Source organism: Vibrio sp. ABG19 (assembly GCF_029962385.1).
Lineage (GTDB): Bacteria > Pseudomonadota > Gammaproteobacteria > Enterobacterales > Vibrionaceae > Vibrio > Vibrio ostreae.
The window spans coordinates 619,546-645,927 of sequence record NZ_CP071707.1 but is presented as its reverse complement, the minus strand read 5'-3'; the positions used below and the strand labels follow the sequence as shown (position 1 = coordinate 645,927).

Below are 26,382 nucleotides of genomic sequence, written 5' to 3'. Positions count from 1 at the left end.
ATAGCCAATCGCCCCATCTGTATATGGGATGAACACCGGCCAAAATGCATCGAATTGCGCTTAAACACTGATATTTGGCGGAGATTTAACACAACTGGGGCCGGTTTCGGTATAGTGACGCGCAGCAAGCTTAGATAGCGTAAAGGAAGATTTATAATGAAAAAATTCGCCGTGGTAATGTTGGGAGCATTGGCCCTGGCCGGCTGTGAAAACGAGGTCGGCAGCAGCGGCTGGTGTGAAGAGATGCGTGATAAACCGACCAATGAGTGGAGCGCGCAAAACGCGGTCGATTTTGCCAAGCACTGCCTGTTCGAGCAAGAAGTCGGCACTCCGCAATGGTGTGAAGCAATGGACGCCAAACCTAAAGGCGACTGGACAGCAAACCAAGCCACGTCCTACGCCAAGCACTGCATTTTCTAATAAGAAAGTGATCTAAAAAACGCAAAACGCCGCCGGATACCATGGGGATCAGGCGGCGTTTGAATCAAATACAACATTCGTTAATAAATAACATCTCCCCAAGCACCGGATATTTCATCAATATAAATCACTGGTTTCTGTTTGTTTAAATACGTTTGATATAGCAGATCCGCGTTCTTTTTCTCATCATCAGTTAAAGCAGTAATACCCGACTTTTCAAGCTGATCCTGGTACACTGTCGTGAGAATTCCATATTCATTACCCTCATAGGTAGCGAACAACTTAGCCACTGCGTATCCCTGTACGACAAACTCTCTATGTTCTTTACCCTTGGCAACGAAGTAGTCGAAGGTCAGAACGAAGTGTTTATTATCCAATACTGATAAATTTCTTCCTACCGATTGATTAAGGTAACGTTCCGAACTTAATACATTTTTAAATCGTTTATTAATAACATTCAACGAATCAATATCATTATTATCGGCAGCGTAAAATAATAATTTGAGTAACTCTTTTTTATCCTTTTCGGATAATGGGTTGACGCTACTATCAAACGGGCTTAAGTGCTCTCGTTTTAAATACATGGATATTAGGTGTCTTAAAGGGCGAAAGTAGTTCTCATTCATCCCCTCTTTCACTGTATTAATAAACTCATAAAAGTATTTTTCATCTGCGTTATCAAAACGAGCGTAATATAAAAGTGCATACTGAGCGGATAGATCGCCGGAACTCGCTCTCTTTGCTAATAAATCTATCCCGATTTTACTCCATGAATCATCACAATAAGATGACATTCTCATTTCGCATTGATATTGATTATACTTTGGCGACAATCGAAGCGCAGCATAAGGGTTACCAAGCTTTGCGGACTTTTCAAAAAGCGCAGCGCCACCACTACCAGAAAAAGCGCTACTGCGATAGGTGATTTCCGCCAACCAAAACATTGCAGTAGAGTTACCCGTGTCTACCATCGGTTTTAACAACTGCTCAGCTTTTGCCCAATTGCCCTGCTGAATAGCCAACACAGGATCATATAACGTATCATCAGGTCTATAACGACTCGAAGCATAAGGGTCTGGATTTATCTTTTTCTCTTTGTCAGCAAGCACAATGAGGCTTTGTATTGTTTGATCGACAGGACGAGATAGCTCGACATCAACACCCGTTGGCCATTTGACATAGAGGTAATATCCAATCCATGCGGCAATCAATAATAAGAAAAGTACTAAAATATATCTTAACTTAGTCATCATACTTCCCATATATCAAAAGATTCCCAACGCTTATCTGAATCGTATACTGCTTGTATAAATTTTCTATCCTTAACCATAACGTCATTGTCTTCCTCACTTGCTTTTTTATATGCCCGATAGTGCATTTTGCCGTCTGCAGCGTGATATTGATATCCAACCATATTTCCAGCCAAAACTTTAACACTAGCATTAAATCTGACTATAAAATCATCAGAGCCTCTTTGTTTTACGCTGAGCAAGAATTTTTTTATGCGGCCCCAACTTTCTGCAAACCTTTGCCATTGCGCAGCCGGACTACGAGCCTCTTCAAGATTTCCACCAATCCGAATTAAAGTCTCTTCAAATTGTCTTCTCCGAATCATAATTTCAGATTTATCTAGTTGGGGAGATGAGGGTGATAAAATCATATTGAACACGATGGATAAAGCCTCTGCCTTTGACTTCTCTTTCGAAGAACGTTTTATATTTTCCAAGTCACTTTCAAACCAAGGTATATCAATTGGATTAATGAGACATGTAACTAGTCTAGACAGTGTTTCCGGTGGTAAATTACTAATCCAATTGTTTCTTTCATACTTGGTATATTTTTTAATATGTTCTGATATCATTGGAGCATAATCTTCTTGGAGCACATCGTTTTTATACTCATCATAGACAACTGGTGGAAGCAACATAACCTCCCCAAATGTTAAGCCGAGAGCGACAGCTATAGTCAACCTTTCATTAAATTTTTCGAAGTCCTCATTTCTTCTATTTTTATCATAATCTCCAAACATTTCGACATAACGGAATCCACTCTCTTTTAACACACCTAAAAGGCATGCTAAAAATCTGTCCATCATAACTGGACTTAATGTTACAGAAAATTTTCCAGAGAAGCCTGGTCCACACACAGCTTTTGCTGATGTGATAAGAACGATTTGGCCATTTTGAAAGGTAAACCGAAATTCTCCAGAGTATCCGATACCATAATTAGCCGCCATCTGAGCACTGATACTGCCCAATTTTCCTAGTGATTGCTCCACCTTATTATTGTTTATCATCACCGCAGGCGGCTTCCAATGAACTTCGGCATCAATGCTTCCTCCGGCTTCGACACCAGCAAATACGTCTACCTTAACCCCAGTTTGTGCCGCCGCTTGTGGAATAAGAGCATCACCATCCTTTAATACTCTTGCTTTAGGTGAGTTTTCGCTAGCTTGGTTTGCGTCCAGAACCTTGATAGATTTTCCTTTAACACCCAACCCACCGTTGGTTTCTGAAGGACCGAAGGATAAATTCCCAGAGAGTTGACAACTTGCTGCCGCCAAACCATAGACTTTGGCGCTAAGTTTTACAAAACACTCTCCCGCATCGTATTCTCGTTTTTTATCCGTCATAGACTCATAATCCAGAGCTACGTAAGAAATCGAAAGCCCATGCCCCTTATCTGGGCGCACGTTTTGATCCTTATCATTAGTCGGAAACCAAGACGAAAATCCTATTTGACCACTTAATAAGGTAAAATTGGCTTGAATCGACGCTCCTGTAGTCAAGTCTAAGTTAGGACGCAATGCATCTAATTCGCTTAACGGCAGATTCAAAGAACCACTGGCACTTGATGATAAGCGTAAAAATTGCGCCTGAGCATTCGCTATATAGGCTGACGAACCGTTGTCTGCTCTTCCGCCTTGCCAGTGGTAGTGGGATTGCCAGAAAGCACTTGAATCATACTTTTCTATTGTCTTATTTAGATTCAACGGTCCTGTGACAAAATTTGCTTTCGTAAAAGTACCTGCTAATTGCTTCTTAATTTCATCTAAAGCTTCAGATAATGTCTTACCTGCAGCATCTGCGTTGACTAACGGATCAACCATTACGACTTTTTCCGTTATATCCTTACAGTGACCTTTACTAAGGTTTTTTTTCGCCGTTGGTAAAAACCAACTTGGTCCTCTAACCCAACCAACTTCTCCCTCATTTGATAACAAACTACATTCAACAGCTTGAAGGTCAGCATCACCAGCCTTGTTAGAAAATATCCCTAGTTTTTTTTCCAAAACCTTATAGTTCTTTTCATCCCATAAAAGAGTCATGGCAGATAGCTTATCTTTATTAAGATAAAAATTAATGACTTTACCTTGTAAAGCTGACGCTTCAGCCCTTCTCTTAAGTTGTTCTAGTCTCTCGAGTGCAACTTTCTTTACCCAGATTAGGTCAGAAAACATATCAGGAATAGAACGTCCACCCATAATGCTACGAATAGAGCTCAGCCATTCAGAAAGTGTCGCATCAATAAAGCGAATCAGCGCCAATGTCGGATAATACGCCCATTGACTGGCGGAACATTTATTAGAAGAAAGAATAGCTCTAATATGCTTATCATCTCTTACTGTGTCGTCAAATGTTAGTAGTTCTGTCAGTAATCCCGAAACTACTTTGTTATAATCATCCGGTTCAATAGTCAGACTAGCGTCATCTCGCCAATTTTTGTATTTACTACTGTTATAAAGGCTTTCCGGTCCCAGATGCACTTTATCCGTGCCAATTAACAACTCTTTAGGCAGACACTGCTCTTTGACAACAAAGCCATAATCATTTAATTTCAAAAGATAGAAAGTGAAACTATACGCGCTCATGGCGTTTGATGGTATGTCACTACCGCGTTTAAATTCTTCCAATGCATTAATAAATTGTGCAGAATTTTTGACATCTTGATTCCAAAATCTATCCAGTTTAGAGTTCAATTCTTCATGATTTTGTTCAGATAACTCTTCATCAGACCAACGACGATAAGAATTAACTTTTTTTATACATTTAGCGATGTCATCTTGTTTTTCACTAGTAAAGTAACTTTCCTTTTCACTGTAGACGAAGTTTGTACCGTCATCAGTAACTACCTTTCCTGCTGCTTTTACTGCTTTTTTCTCTAGCAAAGCAATTTCGTCTTCAAGATAGTCTACAACTTTTAATTTTGCAGCACTTAAAGCTTTCTCCCTTAGAATATATTCTTTGTTTTCCTCATCTACCTCATCAATAAAACCTAATGATTTACCAATGTAATAGGAAATAGGGGCAGTACGTATTGAAACTTTAAATACAAAATCTTTTAGCTTCTCCCAAGTAAGGCTGTCACTAAGAATACTATAATAATCTATGCCATCTTCTTGTTCTGCAATAGAAATGATAAATCCATTTTCTCCTCCATTAAAATAGTTCTTAGCAGCGCCTGATTGAATAGTTACCAACATCCAACTCACAGTTCTTAAGCGTTCGATATCCGTGTCTGACAGGAACATTTCATGTGGTTTATGTTCAAATTTAGATAATATCCCTAGTGTATTAAGGTTGTTAAACGTCGTTTGTCTGTCCGTTGTGACTGCGCTTTTAAACAAATCAATTTCAGACATAACCGCTTCTTGAGCTGTTTTCGTTAGTGCATACCAAGTTTTCTCTCCCGTTTCCGGATGAGCAGGTACGTATAGTATATCAACAAAATCAGGGACTTGACTGGAACAGAGTTCATTCCCACATGCTGGTTTTTCAGGAACTAGAGGAAGTGTAGTACGTGTACCTAAGTCTACTTCGATTGGAGACCCTTCATTACCTGATAACTTAAGTGTGTTACCAGCATAAATCAGATCAATATCTTTAATTTGATCACTATTTAATTCTTGGAGTACACTTTTTGAAATATCAAACTTTTCCGAGATCAGATCTAAACAATCTCCCGGAAGAATTTCATAAGTTTTTACTGTAGTCATAATTATAGATATCCCAATAAAACAGATGATGTCAAAGAAAGTGGTGTATTTCCGTTATTTACGTATTTCTTGTTTTCATCTCCAACCAAGCTCTTCCATTCATCATCCTCACCGACCCAAGTTAAGGACGAAAAGGGACCTAATATATTTTTCTTGTCTTGATCGTTTAATCCTTTGTGAACACTATTCAAGAAAACCGAGGAATAATATCTAAAAAACCTCATATCACCATTAATTATTACTGTTAGCAAACTTCGGAGATGATTTAACCTATCTTCTTGTTTTGTATTTTTCTTAAATGAAAATACTACTGTGCTTGTCTTCAAAGCAAAATCGTATTTAATTAAATTAGTCAGTTCTTTTGAACCGGTGAAACAAAAAACTACCGGACTAACTTCAACAAGATGGTGAAAATCACTTCCATAGAACAGTTTTATCATTTCAGGATTGTTCTCGTACCGATATGCCAAAATATCAATATCAGGTACTCTTATTTTGTCGACGACTACCCAATGGGTATATTCGTCAGATTCAAAAAACTCGGTGAACTGACTCATACATCCTCTTTCATTTCACACGGACAATCAGTTCTGGGACAATTGCCATCTGGTTGACGCTGACACAGTCTGGCTATTGGGATATCACTAATTGCAATCTGAACTAACGCTTCTTCTGAAATCAGTGATGCTATTGGTTTTATGAATGTCAACTCTTCAGGTACATCTACAGCCTCAACGCCGCCGGGTAACAAGGCTGCCTGGCCGGCGTAGCCAGAGGCGCTGCCTGCGCTGCCGCCGGCGTTTAGATTAATAGCCGGGCCCGACAAATGTACGCCACCGCCGTCAACTTTGACGAAACTGCCGCCGGCTTTGAGGGTGACTTCGGCACCGGCTTCGACCACTAATTTAGCGCCGGCTTTGAGGGAAATTTCCCGTCCTGCCTGAACCGCGATGAGATTGCCGACTTTGTGCTGGGCTGAGCCATCAACTTTCAGGCTGCTGTCCGCGCCGATTTTACTGCGGCTCTCACCACCGATAGTTTGGTGCTGATTGGCCACGACTTGGCTGAAACGATCATTTTCGACCGTGACATGGCGGTCGTGGCGGATTTCACTGCGGTGGTCATTCTCGACTAAGCCATCGAAGTCTTTCTGAGCATGCAGGTAAACCTGTTCGTTGCCGGCTTGATCTTCAAAACTCAGTTCATTAAATCCTTCACCCTGATGAGTTTCACTGCGGATCACGGTTTTGGTTTTGTTTTCTGGCAGTGGATACGGTGTAGTATTGGTCGCATGGTAAGTACGGCCGGTCACGATCGGCTGATCCGGATCGCCATTCAGGAATGAAACAATCACCTCGTGGCCAATGCGTGGCAGCGCCAGCATTCCGTATTGACTGCCGGCCCAGCCTTGCGATACCCGGACCCAGCATGAGCTGAGTTCATCAGCATTGGAATAGCGATCCCAGGGGAAATGCAGTTTGACCCGGCCATGCTCATCACAAAAGATCTCCTCGCCCTGTGGGCCGACCACAGTCGCAATCATCGGGCCATCGACCTGAGGTTTTGCCTCCGGTGTTCCCCGCCAACTGATATGGGCCGGGATCAGCTTGAACTGGTTCGCGTAAGTGGTGGCACCGCTGCCGCCCTCTTCCTCCAGGGCCTGGGGCTGAGTGCCCTGGTGATGAACACTTACCACCAGCCAGTCACGGTTGAGACTCTCATTTAAGTGCTCTTGCAGATCAAATTTCATTCCGGCGCGCAGCAAAGGCTGGTTACTCTGACCACTGGCAGTGCGCGCCTCGCGGCGCAGGAACTCAAGCCGAATCCGGCTAAGCGCTTTACCATTGACGTCATCTTTGAAGCGGCCCGGCGCGTCATAATGCTCGTAAGTCGTGTGCTGGTAATCCATGTCGCTACCCAGCGCACTTTGCGCAAAAGAATAAGCCGGCTTTTTAAAGCTGTAATCCTGCATCGCGGTCTGGCTGACTTCAGCGCGGGTGTTTACCTGCAGCGCTGAAATAAACGGAGTCTCCATCACGCCACCGGCCAGGCTGTTATAAGGTACCGGCTCGCCCAGTTTAGGCAAGCTGTCAGACGCATCACTGAAGAGCAGCGTATGCTGGCCTTCCTGATGAATGAAGCTGTACACCAGCCCCTCTTCCGCTGCCAGACGGTGTAAGAATTCGAGATCGGTTTCTCGATACTGCACACACAGCTCGCGCTGCGGATAATCGCGGGTCAGCGCAAAGGTGTAATCATCGATGTCCATTTCCTGCAGCAGCACAGACAGGATTTCAGGAACGGTTTTGAGCTGAAAAATGCGGCTGTTGTGACGCAGTGATAAACGCTCCAGCGCCGGAACCAGAGTGAGAGAATAGAAGGTGTGATGGTGGCCGGTGTCGCCACAACTGAAAGCGCGTACCACGCCATGCACGCGCTGCACCAGCATCTCGTCTCGATATAGAGTCAGTTCTGCGCTTTTATCCACCACCATTTCGGCGCTGATGCCCGGCTGGCGGCTGGCCAGCGCAAGTTCATAACGAAACCCGTAGCACGGACGACCATCCATGAGCTCACAGGACAGCGTTTCCTGCCCGTCGAAGGCATGCACCACCAGGGTATCTGTTTCCAGACCATCCACCTGGAACTTGTAACTTAACGTTGCCATGCTGCTATTCCTATCTCTGACCGTTGATAAAGTGCAAACTTGAGTTTACAGCAAGGGTAATGCCAATCTTATTTTTATTATTAATCAATTGGTTATATTGAAAAACTCATCATCAGGGCAATCTACCGCCACAGTGGAGCAAGAAGCTGCCCGATACGCAACTTTTTGCCCGCTGTGTAATGGACGTGGAACGCTCAGCGCGCCAGATCTGCGGATAGGTTTTCTTCCAGCTGAGCCATGGTCCAGCTCAGGTTATTGAGACGCAGTTTCAGGATCTCCAACTCCTTCCGGGCGTCGTCAACCTCGCCCTGCTTAATCAGGCTCTGCACGTAATCCACCCGGCCATAAATCGGTGACAGACTCACGGCAAAATCTTGCAGAGATTTGGTTTGACGCTGCAACTCGTTCCATCGGCCACGTTTCGCCAGCAGTGCGATGTTAGCCATGCGGGTACGCATTTCACCGAAACGTTGCACAAAAATATCGGTTTGCGCCAGCGCCTCCTGCTGTGCGGTAGAAAATGCCTGTTGCGATTCAGCCACCTTAGGATCCTGCGGATAGAGCGCCATCAGCGCTGACATCTCATGCATCGCTTCGCGCTTACTCTGTTCAACAGATGCGGCACTTTTTTGCACAATCGAGTGCTGATACAGCCCGACCAGATCTTCTTTCCAGCGCACGACCTGGCCCGGGGAGACATCAAGCTGGAACTGATGCAGAGCCTGGTCGCTGTTTAGCGTCGCTACTTTCACCTCAGCCGAATACTCACTGTGACTGAACCATGGCAACACCTGATAAGCCCAGATTCCGGCACCAAACAGCATGCCACCCAAGATAAATGCGGCGCCAACCCATTTGCGGTGCAGGCTGCGCAGCACTTTAGGCGGCTCCTGAGCCTGCTGCTGCATCTGGCGTTTCACCAGGCTGTGGTACTGAGTTTCAATCCGGTCAATATGTTCGAATAGCACAAAACCGACACTTTCAAAATCAACCGGGTAATCCGGCTGCTGCTGCTCCAACTGATGATGAATCCGTTCGCACAAGCGCTCACAACGATAAAGATCACGCAGTGATTCGTAGTTGGGCTTGATGGCTTTCAGCTCCGGCACCACTTTGCCATTCACCCAGTCCAGCACCTCTTTGTGCATCTTGGCATACTTAGCATCCGGCTTGTTCTGACTGTTGAGACAGGCACTGAGTAATTCCAGTCCGTTGGCATATCCGGCCAGACCCTGGGTTTTCAGACTCGCGACCGCGAAGTAGCCGCTCATCATCAGATCCACCCCCGCCTTTCTGGCCAGAGTGTCACAACAATCGCGCACCAGTTCCCAATCTGTCGATCCCGCCAGCGGGTTAAAACGACGATTGATCTCATCTCTTACTTTTTGGTACTCATCGAGATGACGAATCTCATCCACATGCTCGCAAATACGGTAGTAAGCATTATCAATAAACAAAATATTGGACATTTACGGCTCAGTCCCAGAGTAAAGGAGCGGGTTACCCCGCTCGCTTAATTAGATTAGTAATATCGAAAATAAACTTTTTAATACAAGGTATTGGATAGCTTAAACGAGTTAAACAAGCGCTCGGTGAACGGGTTAGCATTCGCTTCTGAATTGATGCGGTAAATCATGTCACCGCCATCAACATCAAATTTGTAGTCCACCGAAGTCGCACTGGCTGCCACCACATCCCCCTGGTCCAGCAGACGGAAGAACGCCCACGGTCCCTGAATATCAATACTGCGTGGTGACATATTGGACTGAGTCGGCACCAGCGTGACTTTAGAAACCGCAGAGTCGCGCAACGTGTTTGGCCAGATCAGCTCCACGCTGTCACGCGGACCATGGCTGTAGGCCAGATACTGACCGTCGACGTTGAGCACACTGCGGCGCTTGTTGCCGCTCAGACGCAGCGGCTCCACCGAGAAACTGACATCAAGAATGCCTTTGCGGTTAAAGAAAGCATCGCGGATCTTCTGCGCCTGCTTGATCTGATTGAGCACATCTTTACGAATCAGCGACTGGGCATTTTCGCCATCATTGACTGTGATGTTCTCCTCAATAAACATCCGTAACTGATTGTTATAGAAGTTGTCCAGAGTGCCATTTGGCGCAAAGAAGGCTTCAAAATCCTGCAGTGACGCATCTTTCTTCGCCTTCGGATTAAACGGATAGCGACCAGCCAGCTTGCGCTGGAAGGTGTTGTAAACATCATCGTGCCAGCGCACTTCCAGATGGCGGATCGCCTCCTGCTTAATCACATACCAGCTCTCGTCAGCAATTTTGGTCATCATGCTGTCGAGTGGTTTCGGCAGACCGGAAGCAATCCGTTTCAGGGTATAAATCGGATCCGCATTAACCAGTTTGACTCGTGCCTTGGTTGCATCAAGAGCGGCAGTGCCGACATCCGGTGCGGTCTGAATCGCTTTCAGGTAATTCTGCAACTCTTCCACCGAGGCCAGTACTTCATTCATGTAAGCCGGTTTGTCGCCCACCGGTTTAAGCATGTCATTCAGCTCAGCAAACGGTGATTCGATCATCGACGCTACTTTATATTTCGGACTCTGCAACAGCGCTTGCTGTGCCGCATCATCATCAGGCAGAGAAGCATACAATTCAGTATTGGTGTCCAGCGTGCGCAGCAGACGCTGCATCGGTTCAATATTACCGGTCAGGTTATCCAAGACAGCCACGGCATCATTGATGTCACTGAAATACTTCACATCGATTTCGTTCAGTGCAGCACGCCAAGTGTTGGTGTAATCGGCGACATATTGATCGCGGATCTTATTTCGCAGTGCCTGCTTATCTGCCTCACTGAACTGAGCTGACTTTGACTGGCCCAGTACCCAGCTGTCGATCAGTGCCAACTCCGACACCGACTCAGAACGCGGCATAAAGTACTCTTCAAAGCCACGCTTAGTCAGCATCTGCGGAATGTACAGGCTGCTGCTGTTCATCACGCGTTCTTCAAACACTACATCAAACACCGGCCCCACTAGGTTACGCAGGTTAATCGCCGGGCCTAATACGGTCTGAGCATTGAGCTTGAGGTTGCGATACACGCGCTGATCATTAGGCATGCTACCCAGTTCTGCCTGAACCTTGGCAATGGTCGGCTCATAAGGTTTCAGCACCTTGGTCGCCGCCTTGTTACCATGCTGGCTTTCACCTGCCAGATCGGTATGGCGCATCGCATAGTCGAGGTGGCCCAGCAACTCTTCCTGAATTTCACGCCGCCCCGAGAACTCCTGCTGCCAGTAACGTGAGAAATAATCCATCACGTAATCCTGATAACGACCGCTTTTATCCACCATCATGCGATACACACGCAGCACTGCCAGTTTTTCTTCATCGGTTTGGGCCTGATTGAGATCCATCACCACATCAGCCATTAACAGTGGCAAGAAGCGGGTTTCCAGCAGATTCAGATAGGTCGCTTCCACCATAGGGCCGATGGTGTGTCCTTGATACAGACCGAAATCTGAGATGTATTTGGGCTTTTCACGGAAGAAGCCAAACTCCAGCGTCGCTTCACGGATTTTGTTCAGTGGCTCCAGCACGTCTTGCTGTGAGGCCAAACTCGCTTTGGACGGAAATTCATCCCGGTACTGGTTCACCTTGGCCAGTACGGCATTGGCATGTTCTACGTTGGCGAGATAATTACGGTGCCAGTTACCCACTAAAAGCAGAGTTGCAATACTACCAGTCACCACCGACAACACCATCAGACGGCGTTTCTGACGCGCAATACGAAAGTTATCCGAGGCCAGTCCTGCTTCAGGATAGATGATGTTAGTGAACAGCTTCTGAGTGAAATAAATGGTTGAGTTTTTCGCCCGCTGCGCGGTGTTAACCGCATGCGACAAGCCATAGCGACGCGACGCCGCATCATCAAATGCGTTGGTCGGCACCCCTTGCTGATACACCGAGGTAAAGTAGGCGCCGCGCACCAGAGCGGAGGTCGAAAACTGATCACTGGCCAGCGCATCCTGGAAAAACTGCCCCAGGATCTCTTTCAGGCCGGAGACCTGACGGGTGAAGCTGTAGATCGCATTGCGCTCTTCCAGTGACATCGGTGCCGACACCGCATGTGGCAACGCATTATTGATACGTTCTACAAACTCGGCATAATCTTTAGCAAACTCTTCCAGCCAGTTGTCGAGGTTGTCGATTGAATCGAGCGAAAAAGTAAAGCCCAACACTTCCTCACGTTGACTTTTGGTATAGTGCTTGAAGAAAGGTTCAAAGCCATACAGTAAGTCCAGCTTGGTCAGAGCAATGTAGACTGGCAGACGCGTTGACAACGTTTCCATCAGTTCGCGCAGACGTGCACGCAGCAGGCTGGCGTAGGCTTTGCGCTCAGACGCCGTCGCGGTGGCCAGATGTGACACATCCAGCGCCAGTACAATACCGTTGAGCGGACGACGGCTGCGGGTACGGTCCAGCCACTTGACGAAGTGCAGCCACAGACGGCGCTCCATGGCACCATCGTTATCTTCACTGCGGTTACCCTGCGTCAGCAGTTCACCGTCCGGGTCGATCAGGACAGATTCATCACCAATCCACCAGTCAAACGAATATGGGTTTTCACTCTTCTGCCCGGAGGCACGCATGACGGAAGAGAAAACAAACTTCTGCCCCGAGCGGTTGATCAAACTGGTTTTACCGGCATTTTCCAGCCCAAGAACCAGATACCAAGGTAAAGAATACAGATAATTACGCTTGTTCAGGTTCTGGCGCATATTAACCATCACCTGATTCAGTTCAACTTCCTGGCGCTCTTCATAAACCCGAATCGGATCCTGACGCAGTTGTTCATCACGCTTTTGCTGCGCCTGATAGTTTTGCAGTTTACGCCACTGCAGCAACCCCCATAACGCCAGAGCGCCCAGAGTGAACAAGCCACTGGCGACCACGCGCGACAAGACAGACTGGAGTGGCTTAGTTTCAAAAATCTCTAACCACGGTCCCGCCCACCAAATCGCAACATTCAGTAATATGAACAGGGTAACGAGCAAAATAGGTAATGCGGCCAGCATGCCTGGCTTAAGCCTTCTTACTAACCCAACAATAAATCTCCACATGGATGGTGTCCTTCGTTTACTCTGACGTTGTATATCGTTCTAATTGTTCCACCAGCGACGGTTCCCAGTCGGTCACCTGCATAGCAGATATTTGTGTATGTAATGTTTGGTACTGCTGCTGAGCCATGGCATCCAGATGATTGGCCTGCATCAGGTCGGCAGACAGCAGGCGCCAATAGAACTGGTCTCGCGGCTCAGTCGCCGCTACCAACCCATCGTTCAGCATCGACAATGCCACCGCGATGCCGCCGTCTTTGGCCAGAGTGAGAGCTTCCTGACGTTTTTCCTGCCAGTCACCAACACTTTGCGTGGCCGTTGTGTGCTGAGTCGCTGCCAGCCAGTCTCTGACTTCTTCTGACACAAACGGTGCACCGCCTTTGAATTTGAGATCGAACAAGGACGGCATGCGCTGCAAAAACTGCTCAGTTTCTTCTAAAATCGCACAGCACCAGGTCTCTTTGCCCAGGCTGCGCGCGATGTTAAAGCTCATCAACTGGCCGTCGAACCAGTACGGTGACAGAGTCAGGCTCTGCTCAACCTTACGCCATAATGTCAGATCAGGATGACGCATCTGATCCTGATAATCTTTGATTCGATCCTGCTGCATGCCCCTCAGCATGGTCTCCCCGTCTGCCTTATGATCAGGCAGCGAAGTGATCGCTCCCCAGACCGCATAGCGACGTAAACGTACTGACAGCGCAACCCCGAACTCCTGCTCGGCCAGAAAGTCCGCCACTTTTAATAGGGTCTGCTTGGCGGCTTTATCACTCGAGTTATCAATAGCCAGAGACGGACTGCTGCTGGTCGGCGCTGCCGTTGCAGCCGCAACCGGCTGCGCCGACGCTGCTGGCTGGGTTTGCTGACGCTCTTCTGCCTGACGTAACTGACTGGTGATACTGCGCACGACCAAATCGACCGCCTCAGAGCTGAGTCCGTGGCTCTCAATCACTTTTTGCCAGCCATCAACAGCACTAGCGAGCGCGTCACGGTCGGCAGTGTCAAAGCGGTTGAAGTCAACTTTGTCCACTACCAGCGCAAAGCGCTGCGCGATCTGACTGAAAAATTTACGCCGCGGCAGATTACCGCGCTTACCCGGCGCCGGATAACTCTCCTCCCAAAATTCAGCCATGAAGTCCGTCATAACCTCAAAAGAGAGAATAAAACGCGCGGCTGTAAACTGGTTGTGCAGGCACTGCAGCAGATAAACCAGCAACTTGATATCTTTGGTTTTCTCACCCAGCAACTTGACGACGCTGTGCTCAACTTCATCCCACTGCACGCTGCCGTGGGAAAGAGAGCCGACCTTCATCATTTGGTCTTCAACAAAATCAAACAGCGGGTCATCAATAAGACGCTCTCCAACCCGGCTTTCGCCCTTGATCGGCTGCGCGACAGACTGGCGGTATTCGGTCAATTCCATCTCTTTCTCCTACCAGCCACAGCGTTCACGTAATGCACCGAGTGCATGCTTCAACGGCTCGGTGTCAAACTGCAGCCCGTCGGCAAACGGGGCATTCGAACGCAGTAATAAGCGAGATTGTCCGGCCATTGATTTCATCATGCTGATCGCCGGCATACCTCGCGCCGATGACATCAGCGTACCGCTGTCGTCACTGCGCATATATTGCGAGTCCAATCCTGCAGCCGAGATTTCAATTCGGGCGTCTGAGACACCACTTGGCAATGCCAGCTCAACCCGGCTGAGGTTATCGATACAGCTCAGCATCAATACCGGTTTAGCATTGTCGGCAAAGCGGGTCTTCTGGTTGAGCGCGGTCAGCGTGACCCAGGCATTGCTGCCTTTGCCCTCGCCTTCCGTGGTCAGTGTCCAGTTTTCATTACTATTTTGCACAGCCTGCATCGCTCGCTGCCAGGATGGCGGCAGATGACTCTGCACGGTTGGCATTGCCACCTGTACCGGAGTTTCAAATACGCGGTCAAAACAGGCCAGGCGCTCAAGACGGGCGTCAATCTGCACACATTGCGAAGCTGCTTCGAGCGTCTGCCGTGCCGTCTCTGCCCGGGCCATACCTGACAGGCCAAACAGCGATGAGCCTGCCAGCACTAACAAGATTGCTCGGTTCATAGCGCTTTGATCTCCAGCTTTTGGCACTTATAAGCCAGGGTACGCTTAGGAATACCCAGGCTTTCCGCTGCTTTGGCGCGGTCACCGGAAAAATGACTCAGACGCTCGCGAATGATTTTTTCTTCAAAATCGTTCAGCGCCTGCTTGAGATCGTTAATCACATTAAAATTCTGCTCGGATGCCGGTACATCCTCTGACGCGATATCGGCCGAAGCGCTTGGTGCGATTGACGAGGCAGTAGCCGGACTGGCCGCAGGTACAATACGCGCAGTGAAACAGTGTTCTTCAACCTGAGTTCCGTCGCTAGTCTGGGCGCAGCCAAATTCAATCAAGTGCTTAAGTTCACGTACGTTACCCGGAAAATCATGCATTTTCAGACAATCCAATGCACGGTAATGCAAGCCGCGAATATTCTTGCCATGCTGCTGATTAAACTGCTGAACAAAATGCTGACTGAGTAGATCGATATCATCCAGACGCGCCGCCAGACGTGGCAGGGTCAACGGATACTGGAACAAGCGATAGTAAAGATCCTGACGGAACGCTTTACGACGCACCTGGTCAAGCAGATTAACGTGGGTGGCAGACACCAGGCGAAAATCCGAAGTCATCTCCTGCTTACCACCGACCGGGCGAAAGGTTTTTGACTCCAGCACCCGCAGCAGTTTGGCCTGCAGCGCCAGCGGCATATCACCAATTTCATCCAGGAACAAGGTGCCGCCGTTGGCCTGGGCGATCAAACCCTGCTTGTCACTGTCTGCACCGGAGAAAGCGCCTTTGGTATAGCCAAACAGTTCGCTCTCCAGCAAGTTTTCCGGAATCGCGGCACAGTTAATCGCGACGAACGGCGCACGCTGTCTTGATGACAGGTCATGCACCGCTTCGGCCACCAACTCTTTACCGGTACCGGTTTCGCCCTGAATCATGACCGACAGATTGGAGCTGGCCGCATTGACGATCTGTTCACGCAGTTTTTGCATCACCGCACTGTCACCGATCAACTTGCGCGACAGATCTTTGACCAGCACGCGCTGGGCTGAATCACGTTCGAAATCACACAAGGATTCTTTCAGTGCCTGACGCGTCTGCTCTTCACGTTCCATATCGTGCAGCAAAGACCATTGCTGGGAGAAGACATCAATGAATTTTAAAAACGCGGCATCGCTGAAAATCTTACCCACTACATGACTGTCACCCATCAGCACCAAAATCGATTGCACGTGACGGTGCCCCATCGGCAGCGGCTGGATCCAGACTGAATCAAACATGCCGACCTTAGCCACCAACTGGCTGAAGGTGCGGTTTGATTGCCAGAAAACCAGCTCTTCCGCCGTCAGATGCATGGCTTTGGAAGACTGCAATACATGCGAAAATGGATTTTCAAAATCCGTTACCGACCAGGAACAGCTGAGACGGTCATCATGAGGCACCAGCAGACGTCCATTGGCATTTGGCAACAGCAGCAGAGCGTTGGATAAACCCAGTTCGCGGCTGATAATGCTGACAAACTGAGTAGCCAGTTGCTGCGGCTTTCTCAGCCCGACTAAGTCTGCAGTGAAAGTAAGCCAGTTACTCATGCTCAATCCACCTCACCGATAAATTCACCCTCCACCGCATCCAGGTGAATGCGATGTACCGGCTGCTGCTCAGCCAGTTTGCTCAGTAGCGCCAGCGATACCGGCGGCAGCAGCTGGCCTTCGATAATGGCTTCGAGCATACGGGCACCGTTTTCACTACGTGTCGCACGATTAAGGATTTCGTCAATCAGGCGCTCTTCAATCACCACTTCAGCGTTGTAACGGTCACGGAACAAGGTTTCCAGGCGATTGAGTTTGCCTTTAACAATTTCCGCCAGCACCTCTTTGCTAAGCGGTTTGTAAGGAATCACTTCCATTCGAGCCAGCAAAGCCGGTTTAAAGAAAGCCGCCAGTTCAGGATACAAGGCTTCATCAAGTTGTTTAGGCTGTTCGGCGTAATCCACAATGGTTTGATAACCAAGGTTTGAGGTCAGGAAGAACACGATATTCTGACAATCAATCAGACGACCTTCGCCGTCAGCCAGCTCACCTTTATCAAATGCCTGATAAAAGATGTTCAGCACTTCCGGATGCGCTTTTTCCACTTCATCCAGCAGTACGACAGAATAGGGCATCTTACGAATCGCTTCGGTCAGCACGCCGCCTTCACCGTAACCGACATAACCCGGAGGCGAGCCAATCAGACGTGATACGGTATGCTTCTCCTGGTACTCGGACATGTTGATGGTGGTCAGGAACTGTTTGCCGCCATACAACTGCTCTGCGAGCTGGACCACGGTTTCGGTTTTACCAACCCCACTCGGACCAACCAGCAGGAACGCCCCTTTCGGACGCCCCGGACGGCGCAGGTCTGCACGGGCGGTGAGCAGATTACGGTGCACACGTTCAATAGCGATATCCTGACCTTTAATGGAGCGGCCCAGGATCTCAGTTAAATGGGTGATTTTATGCAGTTCATCGCTGTTCATTTGATCAACCGGTACGCCGGTCCAATCCGCAATGACTTCGGCTATCTGCTCGGCGTCGACTTGCGCATGCATCAATACTTCCTGATGCGGAATCGCTTGCAGGGCCAGATAATGTGACTGCAGATCAGCATGCAGACTGTCACGAGTCTCTTCATCCGCATCCTCCTGTTTGGCCAGATCCAGCAGTTGCGCACGCAGGTCAATAATGGTCTCAACCCGCTGTTTTTGCTGTTGCCAGCTCTCAGTCAGAGTCTGCTTCTCAGCTTCGTCCGCCAGCTCTTGCGAGCGCAGTTCATCCAGACGGCCCAAGTCCGCACTCTGGCCGAGGTAATGGGCACGTTGCAGCATGTCGATTTCCAGCTGACGCTGGTGACACGCAGTTTCTAACTGCGCCAGACGTTTTGGCGGCGTGGTCATGTTAATCGCAATCCGCGCGCACGCGGTATCCAGCACATCAATGGCTTTATCCGGCAGTTGACGACCCGAAATATAACGCGCCGACAGCTCAGCAGCGGCTTTGAGCGCTTCATCAGTGATCAGCACGTTGTGCGCTTTCTCATACACACTATTCAGGCCACGTAAAATGTCGACCGCCTGCTCAATGCTTGGCTCCTCCAGCTTAACCAGTTGAAAACGACGGGTCAGGGCCGGGTCTTTTTCAAAGTACTTCTTGTATTCTTTCCAGGTAGTCGCCGCGATGGTGCTCAGTTCACCACGTGCCAAGGCCGGCTTCAGCAGGTTAGCGGCATCACTGCCGCCTTCCTGATTGCCAGAGCCAATCAGGGTATGCGCTTCGTCGATAAACAGAATCACCGGATTTGGCGCATTCTTGATAGCGTCAATCACGCCTTTCAGGCGTTTCTCAAATTCACCTTTGACCGAAGCCCCCGCTTGCAGCAGGCCAAGATCAAGCGACAGCAACTCAACTTTCTGCAGTTGAGTCGGCACCGTACCCGCCACCACGCGCAGTGCCAGGCCCTCTATCATCGCACTTTTACCCACACCGGCATCACCCACCACGATCGGGTTGTTTTTGCGACGGCGACACAGGATATCGATCATCAGATTCAGCTCATTTTCACGGCACAGGACCGGATCGAGTTCCTGCTTACGTGCCTGTTCGGTCACGTTGGTGCAGTATTTGTCCAGCGGCGATGTGGCACCGGACAGCGCTTGTGCCGCCGCCCCTTTAGCCGGTTTCTCCACCTCAGTTTCCGCCGAGTCTGCGACGATGGCATCAAAATGTTTCTTCAGACTTTCGCGGTTAATATCGGCCAGCAGAGACGCCAGTTTCGGGGACAGATAACGGTCAGCCTGAGTCAGGGCCGCGACCAGCATGGCACCGGAGCGCAGTTCAGTCTGATTCAGTTCGGTAGTCGAAAGCAGCCACGCTTCTTGCAGCAGTTCCACCAACAACGGGGAGAATGCCGGGTAAGTATCCAGCGCCTGCTCCCGGGCATAGCCGGATGTTATCGCCTGCTTGACCGCTTCAACATCCAGACCAGCCTGTTTGATGACCAGTCGCACATCAGAAAGCGGGTTATCTGTCACTACATCTAAAAAATGGGCGAACGTCACTTCCGGATGCTGACGTTCAATACACAAAGACGCCGCTTGTTCTAATGCCAGTTTACTTTGGGCATTTAATTTCGAAATCAACGTTGGGAGTTCAATACGGATCACGGCGATCACCTAGCCTTATAATTTTTAAAGTATTTGATTTAATTGAGTTATTACGTCGCTTGATTTGCTATGCAGCAGATAGCTGTAACCAAGAAAGATGCCGACCCACAACACCAGGAATCCGGCAAACACGGACCAGAGCGGTACTTCACGGCTTAATTTATATTTCGCTTTCACCACATGATCCGTCGCACGGGTCAAATCCTGCGGCTCTTCATCATCGAGCGTGGCCAGTACATCATGCAACCGGCTGATCACACGCTCGCGCTCTACCTGTCCGCCATCCATCACGCGGTATTTGCCTTCAAACCCCAGCACCAGACACTGATAGATAAATTCCAGCAGGGCTTCATAACGCTTAGGTTCCCCTTCCAGACGACCAAGAATGGTAAACACCTTTTCGCCACCCCAGGTTTCGTTGTGAAAACGCGATAACATGGAATGCTCCGCCCAGACGCTGGAAGCGCCCCATTCGGTGCCCATGACCGCTTCGTCGAGAAAGGCACACAGGATGTAGCGGTAAGCCATTAAGATCGCGTGCTCAAAACCCTGCTCCGAAAGCTCAATTTCGATCGCTTTAATCTCTTCCACGGTTTGGTTGTAGATCTGTTCGATGTTGTGACATTCCGACAATGAACGAACTCGCAGAGACAAACCAAACAACGGGGTTGCTGCGTCAATCAGTACATTCGGGTTATCACCGCGCAGCTGGAACCAGTAGTCCTGGTCATGGTTGATCTGCTCGACATCGTCAAACAGCAGGCTGGCGTATTGGCCCTCTTTTTTATTCTGTGCCATGGTTAGCTCCTTATCGCCCAGAACTGCAGGTCAAGATCATCAAATGCCGCGGCAACGTGGAACGCAAAGCCACTGGAATGATCCAGCATCGCCCAGGCAGGGCTGCTCTTATCCAGCTGGTAATAGGTATAGCCGGCGTGGTACGGCAGTTGACGCGGTGCAACAGGCAATGAAATCAGTGGAATTCCCGGTAACTGCAGTGAAATCAGTTCGCGAATCTTCTCAACCGATGACACTTTAGTTTGCTGGGTAAACAGGCGACGCAACTCGTCGAGTGGCATACGGGCTTTCACTGCGATAATGAATTCGGCGCTGTCCATCAGTTGCGGATCATGCACCGGTGCGACCATCAGGCCGTACTTACGCTTATCAAGCTGGATTGAGACCGCACGAGGTTCAAGAACCACACTCAGGCTCTGACGCAGGCTGCGGATCAGCGGACCAAACGACAGGCTCGGCATATCGTGGTTGTAACTTGGTAATGAAGGCGGAAGACGACCTTCATCAGTGAAGGTGGCCAGCTCACCGCAAACAGAAGCCAGACACTCAAACAGACGCTCCGGATGCAGGCTGCGCAGTTCCGCCAGATGCTGCATCTGAGGCTGCAAACGGTTCAGAGCCTGCAGTAACATAAAATCTGATACATCAGCCACGCCACCCTGAGAAGGTGCGCTGATACGTTGGGCGATGTTTTTCGCGCGCTCACGCATCAGGCCGGACATCTCATTAATAAAGCGGTGCAGGGCAGCATTACCAACGACGTTGAGATGACAAGGGATAAAGTCCGGATCCATCACCACACTGCCATCCGGGCGTTTTTCCAGAATGCGGGCGATGGCAATCGAGGCAAACGAACTGCGATCTTCTTTTTCCAGCATTAACTGCATGCGGATTGGCGAGACATCAATGGTGGTGTTGTCACCCTGCACCGTATGCACATCGCGCACTTCAAGGCGGCGACTGACGTAACGTCCCGTCCCCTGCTCTTCCGGCCAATTGATTTCCATCAGGGATTCGCTGCGCAGCGGTACGGCCAAATACACCAGTTGATTGGCCAGCGATGCGTCGTCAATTTCCAGCGCATCCGGCATCGCGTCTTCCTGCGGAATACGAAACGCAGTGCCGTCAGGCATGATGCCTACCGCACGCTCTATCGCGATACGACCAAAAGACAAATATTCAGGATTCAGTGACAACTCTGAAACACCATACAGGTAACGGCTGACCGCACTCATGCGCTCATCGATGTGGTATTCCGTATAACGTTGCTGCTGCTGGAAATGCTGGGGTTTAATGAACAGCCCCTCATTCCAGATCACGCGGTTTCGAGCAAACATCTTGTGTTATTCCACCCTATCCAGTTTGACGTTGTAATCTTTAAAAAACATCAGCAGGTGGTATTCCCTGCCTCTATTGAGCACTTTGACTGCTTTTTTCCATTCACTGATTTCCGGATCAGAAAAATGCGCCATCACACCGATGTAATGGGTGTTCTCATCCAGTTCAAATGCATTGACGAATTTGAACTGTCCCGGCATCAGCACGTAGTCGTAGTTTTTAACAAAGTTACTGCGCAGTGCTTTTTTATAATCATCTTTGAGTTGGTCATAGTCGGCCGACATGAACATCGAGTCGTCCTGCAATTCAAAAACTTGGATTTCAACCGGTGACGCTTCTCCCCAGATACTCGGGTTCACCCCTTCATCGGTCAGCAGACTGAATGTCACCTTGGTCGGCTCTTTCGCGGGCTCGTAAGGCTCTGTCGAACTACAGGCCGACAACAGCAGCAGCGAAAGCAGCATAAACAGCAGCTTGTTCACGATTACAACTCCAGTTGCTTCTCACGGATTTTCTTGTCGTACGCCTGCTCGAAGATTTCCCAGAACAGCTTGTCAAAACCACGCTGGCGGTTAGAAGTCAGTTCCTGGTAGTAATTGCAGTACATGTTCCAGGCCCAGGCTTCATCAGAGCCGGTCTGGTTATCGCTATTACGCTTGTAGTGATTAAAACGACGCAGCAGGACCTGAGGCGAAAAGGCATTCAGGATCTGACTCAGCGCTTCGGTGGTAGCGTGTTGCATCGCTTCATTATGGTCGCGCACATTTTTCAGGCTTTCCGAGATAGCCGCCGGTGCAGACAGGTGGACCAAGCTTTTATCCGCGTCATACATGGTACGGATGGTGTCAGGGTAATTCAGGCCAAGACGCAGCGGGTTATCTTCAATCGGCTGCAGGTTACGGTTCATGGTGCCAAAACGGCCTTCACTCACCTGTTCGTGCAGTTGCAGTAAGCCTTTGACACACGCCTGCAGCGATTCTCCGAGTTCGTGGGACAACATGTGCATGCGTTCCATATCATTATTCTGACTCAGATCAATACCCAGGCCCTGCAACATAGGTCCGGTCAGCAGATGCTGGCCGCCAGCGGCCGTTGTGGTGGTGTGGTCGGTCGCAGGTTGCATACTTTTGGCAACTTCTTCTTCGAGAAGATCCAGTACGTTTTCATCCATGGTTAAGCCCTCTGATTCGTTGTTGGTGTTTATATCTGTTGGTGCTGTATTATTTTTAAATAGCGTGCTATTTCTAAACTGATCGTTTCCAGACTGTTCGTTCGTTTTAAACGGATCATTTGCTTGATTGTGCTGAACATCCTGCTGATGTATGGCAGGCTGCTGTGACGATTCATTTGCTAAAACTGAACGTCCGAAGCCAAGAATTTTTTTCAGACGGATTGAGGAGGTCATCTCATACTCGCTGTCCGCCTGCGGGGTGAAAGAGGGATCATTGAGTACCAGGTTATCCTGCGGAACCAGACTGGCTGGCTGCTCGCTGTCCGGTGCTTTTTCGACTTCCTTTAGCAAAGATTCGCCGTCATCTTCGCTGCTGACCAACGCATCCAGCGCGGCCAGCGGATCGTGATTGGCTTCTTCTTCGTCCGCCGCGATGAGCTCACTGTCATCGAAAACGTCATCCGCAAGTAAATCAACTTGCTGCGACTTAAACATCGCATCCAGCGGACCATCACTGTCTTCACTATCCCGGGATTTATCCAGCAACACGCGCAGTTGGTAAGGGCCGATGGTGACTTCGTCTTTATCTTCCAGACGCGCCAGTTGGTTGCGGCCCAGTGGCATGTGCGAACCGTTGACATAAGTGTCACCGCACAGGTCTTTAACGCAAAAAGCACCATCAACCGACATCACTTCACAGTGCAGAGGTTTCACCTTTCCCTGGGTATCTTTCAGACGCCAGGTGGCGTAAGCATCACTGCCGATCGTGCCGCCATCGACCGTGATTGTCGATTGAGCCGCCAGTCCGGATTCGAGGATCTGGACATTGGTTACCAGAAGAGTCACCGAGGGCTGTGTCATGGCATTCATGTTATTGTCTCACTTGAATCAAAACGTATTTGTCCTCGGTGTGCTTACCGAGGAATGAAGTCCAGCCTAGTGCGACACCGCTTTCAGCCCGCAGGGTGAGCGGTGGCGCTTCTTCAGCGTCCATCGACAACTCAAGGTCATAGGCCATCTGCTCACGCAAAATGAATTCGACCAGTTTGCACAGCGGCTGATACTCTTTTCCTGAGGGCAGAAAATCGGCAAAACGCGCACGTGACAACTTGCCGATACAAATCGCGAACTTGCCGTTACAGTCCATGACCGATTCACCCAGCATGGTATTCATCCCGAGCTCGCCATTCTGGCGCCCCAGAGACAGTTGCTGAGAGGGGTCAATGCTGACTTTGCGACGGACCCATTGTCGAATCTGCACATCCTCAAGATCAAAACAGTGCGCGATAATGCCCGCCACCACCTGCGGAGAACGGCTACGGCCAGCCAGCGTGCCGGCATAGGCCAACATCTTGCACCAGTTAATCGGTGTTTCACCGCGCAAATCCGGGTCGCCCAATCCGACCAAAGCAAACAGCTGCGCCGAAAAGGTATCCTGTGCATCCGGTTGAAAACGCACGTAATAACGGTATTTGCGCCAGATGCGATAAACTAGGTTGATCAGGCGGTTATTAAAAAAATCCATAAACGGCTGTTTAATACCGCCGGGTTCTTCATTCACCAGCTGTTCGATAATGAAACCGGGCAGTGGTGACTGCGCACCGGACAGACCAAAAAAGTTGGTCAGCATCACCAGCCGGTCATCCGGCCTTTCCAGCAGTGCATTGACATCGCTGGGCGAAAAGCCGAGGCTTGGATTCGCACTGAACACCAGCTGACACTGGCGTTCCCACTCTTCCGACTCCGGGTTCAGTTGATGAAGTTTTTGCAACAACTCCACCAACTGGTAAAAATTGTAAGAGCGTACATCCCCGGGTAAGTGCGACTGAGGCACAACCGGACTATCGGCCGTTATATCAACGGCTGCATTCCTGTCTGTGTTCCCCATGTGTACTTCTCTTGATTGGTTAAGTTGACCACCACCAACTCATGAAATGAGTTGATACTGGCGTAAAGTGCGAAGAAATGACTTAGAACTGTACCGAACAGGTAAAGATCGCCTTCAGACCCGAAACCAGCCTGATCGATGTACAGCGTCGACTGCAATCCACGTACCGGCAAACCGCGCAAAATTTTATCGACCGGTTTCGATTCGATTTTGCTGATCCCGTCCAGGCGCAGACGCGCCACGCGCTCAGCCTGACGATCCACCAGAGCGCGGAAATCGTAAGCACGTAACACGCTGCTTAAAGCATCTTTGGAAAGCAGCGACAGATAGTTCAGTGACAGATTGGAAATCAGGGTCCACAGCAGGCTGCCGTCCAGCACCGGACGCAGTGACTGCGACGGAATGGTGATGTTATGAAAGTCCGCATAAGGCGGTGACGTATCCGTCGGCTCACAGATATCGCCGATGCCCAGTTCCAGTGGGAGCAGGCGATTGGTACAGGTCAGTTTGAGAGAAACGGCTTCGTCCACGTCGACAGACAAGGTTTCATCGCCACGCACAAACGACATAAAAGAGTCAAAGCCATCACCACGGATACTTTCTTTGACACGGGTACGGTAATACAAAGCCTGCCGGTCACGTGCCCGCTCAACTTCATGCTGGAAGGTTTCAAACGCCGAGTAATGGCGTTTTTCGCCGCGCATACGCTGACCATTCTGGCTGCTGTCCTGCCAGCCGGTCACACTGTCCACACTGAACACTTCGTAATGCGCCGGATAACGACTCGATGGCACAATGCGGTACTCGGCTTTTCGGCCATTGAGATCAATAGGATCAGCATCGTGCTCAAACAGGTTGATCACAGGCGTACAGTAAAGCTGGAAATTATCCTTACGCACCCGTACATCAGCTGGCAAGGTTTTCGAGAAATGAATATTCAGCGTGAAGTCACCCTGCACCGATTTCGGCACAGTGCGTCCAAGCGCTTTAATGTCGAAAAAGTGGAAAGCTTCCGGAAAAGAGAGATATTCCTGCAGAATACGGTAACCTTCATAAACATTGCTCGGATAAGGCAGCAAAGATTCGTCGCTGCCAAAGCCAACCGTGCAAAACGCACTGGCCGGAAGAATAAATTCGGTACCGTTGACTTCAACGCTGATTTTTTGCAAATAGTGGTTGAGCCATAAATAGAGCATTTGTGAACTGTATTTATCGCCCCCCAAATAAAAACGCAGATCCTCAATACCGGCGTCACCAAAGGCGATGTCACCGTTCATTTTCATATCCAATTTAATGGTGGTTGCTTCGCGGGTGTGTTGCGCGTGCGCATCCAGACATTGCAACGGATAAAGCTCGATATCACGGCAGGTACGAAAATGACACTTAGTGCCAAATACCGGTTTACTGTCGAGCTGGGTACCGCGCGAGACGGTCTGCTTTTCACTGACACTTTTATCTGGAGTGAAAGTGACAATACTCATGCTGGGGACCGGACGCAGATAGTTCGGCCACAGCATGTTAATGATCGAGTGAGTAAGTTCAGGGAATTCATCTTCCACTTTCTCACGCAGGCGCGCAGTCAGAAACGCAAACCCCTCCAGCAGACGTTCTACGTCCGGATCAGTGGTTTTAGCCTGCAAAAAGCGTGAAAGCTGGGGATGAATTTCGGTAAAGGCTTGGCCCTGCTCTTTAAGAAAAGCGAGCTCTTCCCTGAAATACTTATCTTGAGTCATAAA

The 26,382-nt window shown here is 49.2% G+C and carries 17 protein-coding genes; 1 reads left to right on the top strand and 16 read right to left on the bottom strand.

Annotated elements, in window-relative coordinates; genetic code table 11:
• Positions 1 to 156: 156 nt before the first annotated feature.
• Positions 157 to 420 carry a DUF3012 domain-containing protein gene (locus J0X00_RS02835; protein WP_168797047.1) on the top strand — a complete coding sequence of 88 codons (264 nt, stop codon included), beginning with the start codon at positions 157 to 159 and terminating at the stop codon, positions 418 to 420.
• An 80-nt stretch (positions 421 to 500) separates the two neighbouring features.
• Here J0X00_RS02835 and J0X00_RS02830 read toward each other — a convergent pair whose 3' ends face one another.
• The 16 genes from J0X00_RS02830 to tssF all read right to left on the bottom strand — a co-directional run bounded on the left by J0X00_RS02830 (position 501) and on the right by tssF (position 26,379).
• Positions 501 to 1,673 carry a hypothetical protein gene (locus tag J0X00_RS02830; RefSeq protein WP_282476965.1) on the bottom strand — a complete coding sequence of 391 codons (1,173 nt, stop codon included), beginning with the start codon at positions 1,671 to 1,673 and terminating at the stop codon, positions 501 to 503.
• A complete protein-coding gene (locus J0X00_RS02825) occupies positions 1,670 to 5,416 on the bottom strand; it encodes a LysM domain-containing protein (protein ID WP_282476964.1) in 3,747 nt (1,248 codons plus the stop codon). Before J0X00_RS02825 ends, J0X00_RS02830 begins: the two co-directional genes overlap by 4 nt.
• Before the next feature lie 2 nt (positions 5,417 to 5,418).
• Positions 5,419 to 5,973, bottom strand: a complete 555-nt coding sequence (locus J0X00_RS02820; RefSeq protein ID WP_282476963.1) for a DUF4123 domain-containing protein — start codon at positions 5,971 to 5,973, stop codon at positions 5,419 to 5,421.
• On the bottom strand, positions 5,970 to 8,084 hold the full coding sequence (gene tssI, locus J0X00_RS02815) for a type VI secretion system tip protein TssI/VgrG (RefSeq protein WP_282476962.1): 2,115 nt from the start codon (positions 8,082 to 8,084) through the stop codon (positions 5,970 to 5,972). The genes J0X00_RS02820 and tssI overlap by 4 nt, the downstream gene beginning before the upstream one ends.
• Before the next feature lie 194 nt (positions 8,085 to 8,278).
• Positions 8,279 to 9,553 carry a type VI secretion system ImpA family N-terminal domain-containing protein gene (locus tag J0X00_RS02810; RefSeq protein WP_282476961.1) on the bottom strand — a complete coding sequence of 425 codons (1,275 nt, stop codon included), beginning with the start codon at positions 9,551 to 9,553 and terminating at the stop codon, positions 8,279 to 8,281.
• A gap of 77 nt (positions 9,554 to 9,630) precedes the next feature.
• A complete protein-coding gene (tssM, locus tag J0X00_RS02805; RefSeq protein WP_282476996.1) occupies positions 9,631 to 13,131 on the bottom strand; it encodes a type VI secretion system membrane subunit TssM in 3,501 nt (1,166 codons plus the stop codon).
• 61 nt (positions 13,132 to 13,192) lie between these two features.
• On the bottom strand, positions 13,193 to 14,596 hold the full coding sequence (gene tssA, locus J0X00_RS02800) for a type VI secretion system protein TssA (RefSeq protein WP_282476960.1): 1,404 nt from the start codon (positions 14,594 to 14,596) through the stop codon (positions 13,193 to 13,195).
• A gap of 9 nt (positions 14,597 to 14,605) precedes the next feature.
• Positions 14,606 to 15,262, bottom strand: coding sequence for a type VI secretion system-associated protein VasI (gene vasI / locus J0X00_RS02795; protein WP_136487102.1), 657 nt, complete (start codon positions 15,260 to 15,262; stop codon positions 14,606 to 14,608).
• The gene (locus tag J0X00_RS02790) at positions 15,259 to 16,839 is read right to left on the bottom strand and encodes a sigma-54 dependent transcriptional regulator (protein WP_282476959.1); all 1,581 of its coding nucleotides are present in this window, start codon (positions 16,837 to 16,839) and stop codon (positions 15,259 to 15,261) included. Before J0X00_RS02790 ends, vasI begins: the two co-directional genes overlap by 4 nt.
• A gap of 2 nt (positions 16,840 to 16,841) precedes the next feature.
• Complete coding sequence (gene tssH, locus J0X00_RS02785) at positions 16,842 to 19,451, bottom strand: type VI secretion system ATPase TssH (protein ID WP_282476958.1); 2,610 nt, start codon at positions 19,449 to 19,451, stop codon at positions 16,842 to 16,844.
• Positions 19,452 to 19,475: 24 nt separating this feature from the next.
• Positions 19,476 to 20,249 carry a type IVB secretion system protein IcmH/DotU gene (icmH, locus tag J0X00_RS02780; RefSeq protein ID WP_136487099.1) on the bottom strand — a complete coding sequence of 258 codons (774 nt, stop codon included), beginning with the start codon at positions 20,247 to 20,249 and terminating at the stop codon, positions 19,476 to 19,478.
• A gap of 2 nt (positions 20,250 to 20,251) precedes the next feature.
• A complete protein-coding gene (tssK, locus tag J0X00_RS02775) occupies positions 20,252 to 21,586 on the bottom strand; it encodes a type VI secretion system baseplate subunit TssK (RefSeq protein ID WP_136487098.1) in 1,335 nt (444 codons plus the stop codon).
• A gap of 6 nt (positions 21,587 to 21,592) precedes the next feature.
• Positions 21,593 to 22,069 (bottom strand): type VI secretion system lipoprotein TssJ, encoded by a 477-nt coding sequence (gene tssJ / locus J0X00_RS02770; protein ID WP_136487097.1) that lies wholly within the window; start codon positions 22,067 to 22,069, stop codon positions 21,593 to 21,595.
• A gap of 2 nt (positions 22,070 to 22,071) precedes the next feature.
• The gene (tagH, locus tag J0X00_RS02765) at positions 22,072 to 23,628 is read right to left on the bottom strand and encodes a type VI secretion system-associated FHA domain protein TagH (RefSeq protein WP_282476957.1); all 1,557 of its coding nucleotides are present in this window, start codon (positions 23,626 to 23,628) and stop codon (positions 22,072 to 22,074) included.
• A gap of 1 nt (position 23,629) precedes the next feature.
• Positions 23,630 to 24,646, bottom strand: coding sequence for a type VI secretion system baseplate subunit TssG (gene tssG / locus J0X00_RS02760; RefSeq protein WP_136487095.1), 1,017 nt, complete (start codon positions 24,644 to 24,646; stop codon positions 23,630 to 23,632).
• Positions 24,610 to 26,379, bottom strand: a complete 1,770-nt coding sequence (tssF, locus tag J0X00_RS02755) for a type VI secretion system baseplate subunit TssF (RefSeq protein WP_136487094.1) — start codon at positions 26,377 to 26,379, stop codon at positions 24,610 to 24,612. The genes tssG and tssF overlap by 37 nt, the downstream gene beginning before the upstream one ends.
• Positions 26,380 to 26,382 lie beyond the last annotated feature (3 nt).

Bases quoted from the DNA above. Each gene is read 5' to 3' on its own strand.
- tssA (WP_282476960.1), bottom strand. From the start codon at position 14,596: ATGGAATTGACCGAATACCGCCAGTCTGTCGCGCAGCCGATCAAGGGC.
- J0X00_RS02820 (WP_282476963.1), bottom strand. From the start codon at position 5,973: ATGAGTCAGTTCACCGAGTTTTTTGAATCTGACGAATATACCCATTGG.
- tssF (WP_136487094.1), bottom strand. From the start codon at position 26,379: ATGACTCAAGATAAGTATTTCAGGGAAGAGCTCGCTTTTCTTAAAGAG.
- vasI (WP_136487102.1), bottom strand. From the start codon at position 15,262: ATGAACCGAGCAATCTTGTTAGTGCTGGCAGGCTCATCGCTGTTTGGC.
- tssG (WP_136487095.1), bottom strand. From the start codon at position 24,646: ATGGGGAACACAGACAGGAATGCAGCCGTTGATATAACGGCCGATAGT.
- icmH (WP_136487099.1), bottom strand. From the start codon at position 20,249: ATGGCACAGAATAAAAAAGAGGGCCAATACGCCAGCCTGCTGTTTGAC.
- J0X00_RS02810 (WP_282476961.1), bottom strand. From the start codon at position 9,553: ATGTCCAATATTTTGTTTATTGATAATGCTTACTACCGTATTTGCGAG.
- J0X00_RS02830 (WP_282476965.1), bottom strand. From the start codon at position 1,673: ATGATGACTAAGTTAAGATATATTTTAGTACTTTTCTTATTATTGATT.
- tagH (WP_282476957.1), bottom strand. From the start codon at position 23,628: ATGAATGCCATGACACAGCCCTCGGTGACTCTTCTGGTAACCAATGTC.
- tssK (WP_136487098.1), bottom strand. From the start codon at position 21,586: ATGTTTGCTCGAAACCGCGTGATCTGGAATGAGGGGCTGTTCATTAAA.
- tssI (WP_282476962.1), bottom strand. From the start codon at position 8,084: ATGGCAACGTTAAGTTACAAGTTCCAGGTGGATGGTCTGGAAACAGAT.
- J0X00_RS02835 (WP_168797047.1), top strand. From the start codon at position 157: ATGAAAAAATTCGCCGTGGTAATGTTGGGAGCATTGGCCCTGGCCGGC.
- J0X00_RS02825 (WP_282476964.1), bottom strand. From the start codon at position 5,416: ATGACTACAGTAAAAACTTATGAAATTCTTCCGGGAGATTGTTTAGAT.
- J0X00_RS02790 (WP_282476959.1), bottom strand. From the start codon at position 16,839: ATGAGTAACTGGCTTACTTTCACTGCAGACTTAGTCGGGCTGAGAAAG.
- tssM (WP_282476996.1), bottom strand. From the start codon at position 13,131: ATGCTGGCCGCATTACCTATTTTGCTCGTTACCCTGTTCATATTACTG.